Source organism: Micromonospora sp. NPDC050187, assembly GCF_044459745.1.
GTDB lineage: Bacteria > Actinomycetota > Actinomycetes > Mycobacteriales > Micromonosporaceae > Micromonospora.
In genome coordinates this window covers 1-4996 of record NZ_JBITJH010000051.1, presented here as the reverse complement: position 1 = coordinate 4996, position 4996 = coordinate 1, and the positions used below count along the sequence as shown (strand labels likewise).

Annotated in this window: 3 rRNA genes; all 3 read right to left on the bottom strand. The window is 58.0% G+C overall.

What is annotated here, in order from left to right:
• Window positions 1–7: 7 nt before the first annotated feature.
• A 5S ribosomal RNA gene (gene rrf, locus ACIBJE_RS31510) occupies window positions 8–124 on the bottom strand.
• A gap of 77 nt (window positions 125–201) precedes the next feature.
• Window positions 202–3309: ribosomal RNA gene (locus tag ACIBJE_RS31505) — 23S ribosomal RNA — on the bottom strand.
• 353 nt (window positions 3310–3662) lie between these two features.
• Window positions 3663–4996 (bottom strand): 16S ribosomal RNA (locus tag ACIBJE_RS31500); the annotation flags it as partial.

The following is a 4996-nucleotide window of genomic DNA, read 5'->3' as shown; positions in this document are numbered from 1 at the left end:
AAAAGAAGTCCGGCGGTGTCCTACTCTCCCACACCCTCCCGAGTGCAGTACCATCGGCGCTGGAGGGCTTAGCTTCCGGGTTCGGAATGTAACCGGGCGTTTCCCCTCCGCCATGACCGCCGTAACACTATCGACATATCAAACAACCGGGCAGGTTGTTCGTTAGCCGTGAATCACACAGTGGACGCAAGCAAGCAGAATGTAGTCAAGTCCTCGGCCTATTAGTACCGGTCAACTGAACCCGTTACCGGGCTTACATTTCCGGCCTATCAACCCAGTCGTCTAGCTGGGGGCCTTACCCCTCCAAAGAGGGTGGGATACCTCATCTTGAAGCAGGCTTCCCGCTTAGATGCTTTCAGCGGTTATCCCTTCCGAACGTAGCTAACCAGCCGTGCCCTTGGCAGGACAACTGGCACACCAGAGGTTCGTCCGTCCCGGTCCTCTCGTACTAGGGACAGCCCTTCTCAAGTATCCTACGCGCACGGCGGATAGGGACCGAACTGTCTCACGACGTTCTAAACCCAGCTCGCGTACCGCTTTAATGGGCGAACAGCCCAACCCTTGGGACCTGCTACAGCCCCAGGATGCGACGAGCCGACATCGAGGTGCCAAACCATCCCGTCGATATGGACTCTTGGGGAAGATCAGCCTGTTATCCCCGGGGTACCTTTTATCCGTTGAGCGACACCGCTTCCACACGCAAGTGCCGGATCACTAGTCCCGACTTTCGTCCCTGCTCGACCTGTCAGTCTCACAGTCAAGCTCCCTTGTGTACTTGCACTCAACACCTGATTGCCAACCAGGCTGAGGGAACCTTTGGGCGCCTCCGTTACCCTTTAGGAGGCAACCGCCCCAGTTAAACTACCCACCAGACACTGTCCCTGAACCGGATAACGGTCCGAAGTTAGATACCCAAATCAACCAGAGTGGTATTTCAAGATTGCCTCCACCCGTACTGGCGTACGGACTTCACCGGCTCCCACCTATCCTACACAAGCTAATTCGGATACCAATGTCAAGCTATAGTAAAGGTCCCGGGGTCTTTCCGTCCTGCCGCGCGTAACGAGCATCTTTACTCGTAATGCAATTTCGCCGGGCCTGTGGTTGAGACAGTGGGGAAGTCGTTACGCCATTCGTGCAGGTCGGAACTTACCCGACAAGGAATTTCGCTACCTTAGGATGGTTATAGTTACCACCGCCGTTTACTGGCGCTTAAGTTCTCCGCTTCGCCCCGAAGAGCTAACAGGTCCCCTTAACGTTCCAGCACCGGGCAGGCGTCAGTCCATATACATCGAATTACTTCTTCGCATGGACCTGTGTTTTTAGTAAACAGTCGCTTCCCCCTGCTCTCTGCGGCCATACAACGCTCCACCCGCGCGGGGCTTCACGTCTCCGGCCCCCCTTCTCCCTAAGTTACGGGGGCAATTTGCCGAGTTCCTTAACCACAGTTCGCCCGATCGCCTCGGTATTCTCTACCTGACCACCTGTGTCGGTTTGGGGTACGGGCCGCTAAGAACTCGCTAGAGGCTTTTCTCGGCAGCATAGGATCACTGACTTCACCTGAATCGGCTCGGCATCACGTCTCAGCCCCATGGTGTGCGGATTTGCCTACACACCGGCCTACACGCTTACCCCGGCACAACCACCGGCCGGGCTCAGCTACCTTCCTGCGTCACCCCATCGCTTGACTACTACCCGCCAGGTTCCCACGCTCCCCCAGCTTGGTCCGAAGACCGCCCCAGGATCGGATGGTTAGCACAACGAGGTTCATCAGGGTCGCTCTTTCGCGGGTACGGGAATATCAACCCGTTGTCCATCGACTACGCCTCTCGGCCTCGCCTTAGGTCCCGACTCACCCAGGGCGGATTAGCCTGGCCCTGGAACCCTTGGTCATCCGGCGGAAGGGTTTCTCACCCTTCTTTCGCTACTCATGCCTGCATTCTCACTCGTGCCGCGTCCACACCTCGATCACTCGGATGCTTCACCCCCGGCACGACGCTCCCCTACCCATCCACACACCTGCACGCACCATCAAGGGCACGCGAAGTAAAATGTAAATGCCACAGCTTCGGCGGTGTGCTTGAGCCCCGCTACATTGTCGGCGCGGAACCACTTGACCAGTGAGCTATTACGCACTCTTTAAAGGGTGGCTGCTTCTAAGCCAACCTCCTGGTTGTCTATGCGACCCCACATCCTTTTCCACTTAGCACACGCTTAGGGGCCTTAGCTGGTGATCTGGGCTGTTTCCCTCTCGACTACGAAGCTTATCCCCCGCAGTCTCACTGCCGCGCTCTCACTTACCGGCATTCGGAGTTTGGCTGATTTCGGTAAGCTTGTGGGCCCCCTAGACCATCCAGTGCTCTACCTCCGGCAAGAAACACGCGACGCTGCACCTAAATGCATTTCGGGGAGAACCAGCTATCACGGAGTTTGATTGGCCTTTCACCCCTAACCACAGGTCATCCCCCAACTTTTCAACGTTGGTGGGTTCGGCCCTCCACGCGGTCTTACCCGCGCTTCAGCCTGCCCATGGCTAGATCACTCCGCTTCGGGTCTAGAGCATGCGACTAAAAACGCCCTATTCAGACTCGCTTTCGCTACGGCTCCCCCACACGGGTTAACCTCGCCACATGCCACTAACTCGCAGGCTCATTCTTCAAAAGGCACGCCGTCACCCCGCAAGGCTCCGACGGATTGTAGGCGAACGGTTTCAGGTACTATTTCACTCCCCTCCCGGGGTACTTTTCACCATTCCCTCACGGTACTTGTCCGCTATCGGTCACCAGGAAGTATTTAGGCTTACCAGGTGGTCCTGGCAGATTCACGGCAGATTTCAGGAGTCCGCCGCTACTCGGGAACACCCACAGAAGACCAGCCACTTTCACCTACCGGACTTTCACCGCCTACGGTCAGCCATTCCAGACTGTTCGGCTAGCAACTGGTTTTATAACTCCTCACACGAGTGTCAGCTCATGTAGCAGGGTCCCACAACCCCGACCACGCAACCCCTGACAGGTATCACACGCAGCCGGTTTAGCCTCAATCCGCTTTCGCTCGCCACTACTCACGGAATCACTGTTTGTTTTCTCTTCCTACGGGTACTGAGATGTTTCACTTCCCCGCGTTCCCCCCATACACCCTATGTGTTCAGGTGCAGGTGACATCACATGACTGATGCCAGGTTTCCCCATTCGGACACCCTGGGATCACAGCTTGGTTGACAGCTCCCCCAGGCCTATCGCGGCCTCCCACGTCCTTCATCGGCTCCTGGTGCCAAGGCATTCACCGTTCGCCCTTGACAACTTGACCACAAAGATGCTCGCGTCCACTGTGCAATTCTCAACCAACGACCAACCCACAACCCACAAGATGCGACACCAAACCCGACAACCGCCGGCGGTATGCCACACCAGGCCATGCCTGGCAGCTTTCGCCTAAAGAAACCAACCACACAAGGGTTGTTCCTTCAGGACCCAACAGGGTGCTATCCGCCTCCCCCCAGCCGCACCAGAACCCCGTTCCACACCACCGAAGTGGCCGTACTAGGAAGCCCCGGCCGTTGCCAGGAAAAAACTCGCCAGTGTCTCCGCCATCGAGCACCCCACCGCCACATTCGGACGGCGCGGGCTCCTTACCACCCTTCGGTGGAAGGTGCTCCTTAGAAAGGAGGTGATCCAGCCGCACCTTCCGGTACGGCTACCTTGTTACGACTTCGTCCCAATCGCCAGCCCCACCTTCGACGGCTCCCTCCACAAGGGTTGGGCCACCGGCTTCGGGTGTTGCCGACTTTCGTGACGTGACGGGCGGTGTGTACAAGGCCCGGGAACGTATTCACCGCAGCGTTGCTGATCTGCGATTACTAGCGACTCCGACTTCACGGGGTCGAGTTGCAGACCCCGATCCGAACTGAGACCGGCTTTTTGGGATTCGCTCCACCTCACGGTATCGCAGCCCATTGTACCGGCCATTGTAGCATGCGTGAAGCCCTGGACATAAGGGGCATGATGACTTGACGTCATCCCCACCTTCCTCCGAGTTGACCCCGGCAGTCTTCGATGAGTCCCCGCCATAACGCGCTGGCAACATCGAACGAGGGTTGCGCTCGTTGCGGGACTTAACCCAACATCTCACGACACGAGCTGACGACAGCCATGCACCACCTGTGACCGCCCCCGAAGGACCCGACATCTCTGCCGGTTTTGCGGCCATGTCAAACCCAGGTAAGGTTCTTCGCGTTGCATCGAATTAATCCGCATGCTCCGCCGCTTGTGCGGGCCCCCGTCAATTCCTTTGAGTTTTAGCCTTGCGGCCGTACTCCCCAGGCGGGGCGCTTAATGCGTTAGCTGCGGCACAGAGAACCGGAGAGGCCCCCCACACCTAGCGCCCAACGTTTACAGCGTGGACTACCAGGGTATCTAATCCTGTTCGCTCCCCACGCTTTCGCTCCTCAGCGTCAGTATCGGCCCAGAGACCCGCCTTCGCCACCGGTGTTCCTCCTGATATCTGCGCATTTCACCGCTACACCAGGAATTCCAGTCTCCCCTACCGAACTCTAGCCTGCCCGTATCGACTGCAGGCCCGCAGTTGAGCTGCGGGTTTTCACAGTCGACGCGACAAGCCGCCTACGAGCTCTTTACGCCCAATAAATCCGGACAACGCTCGCGCCCTACGTCTTACCGCGGCTGCTGGCACGTAGTTGGCCGGCGCTTCTTCTGCAGGTACCGTCACTTACGCTTCGTCCCTGCTGAAAGAGGTTTACAACCCGAAGGCCGTCATCCCTCACGCGGCGTCGCTGCATCAGGCTTCCGCCCATTGTGCAATATTCCCCACTGCTGCCTCCCGTAGGAGTCTGGGCCGTGTCTCAGTCCCAGTGTGGCCGGTCGCCCTCTCAGGCCGGCTACCCGTCGTCGCCTTGGTAGGCCATCACCCCACCAACAAGCTGATAGGCCGCGAGCCCATCCCAGGCCGAAAAACTTTCCACCAACAGTCATGCGAC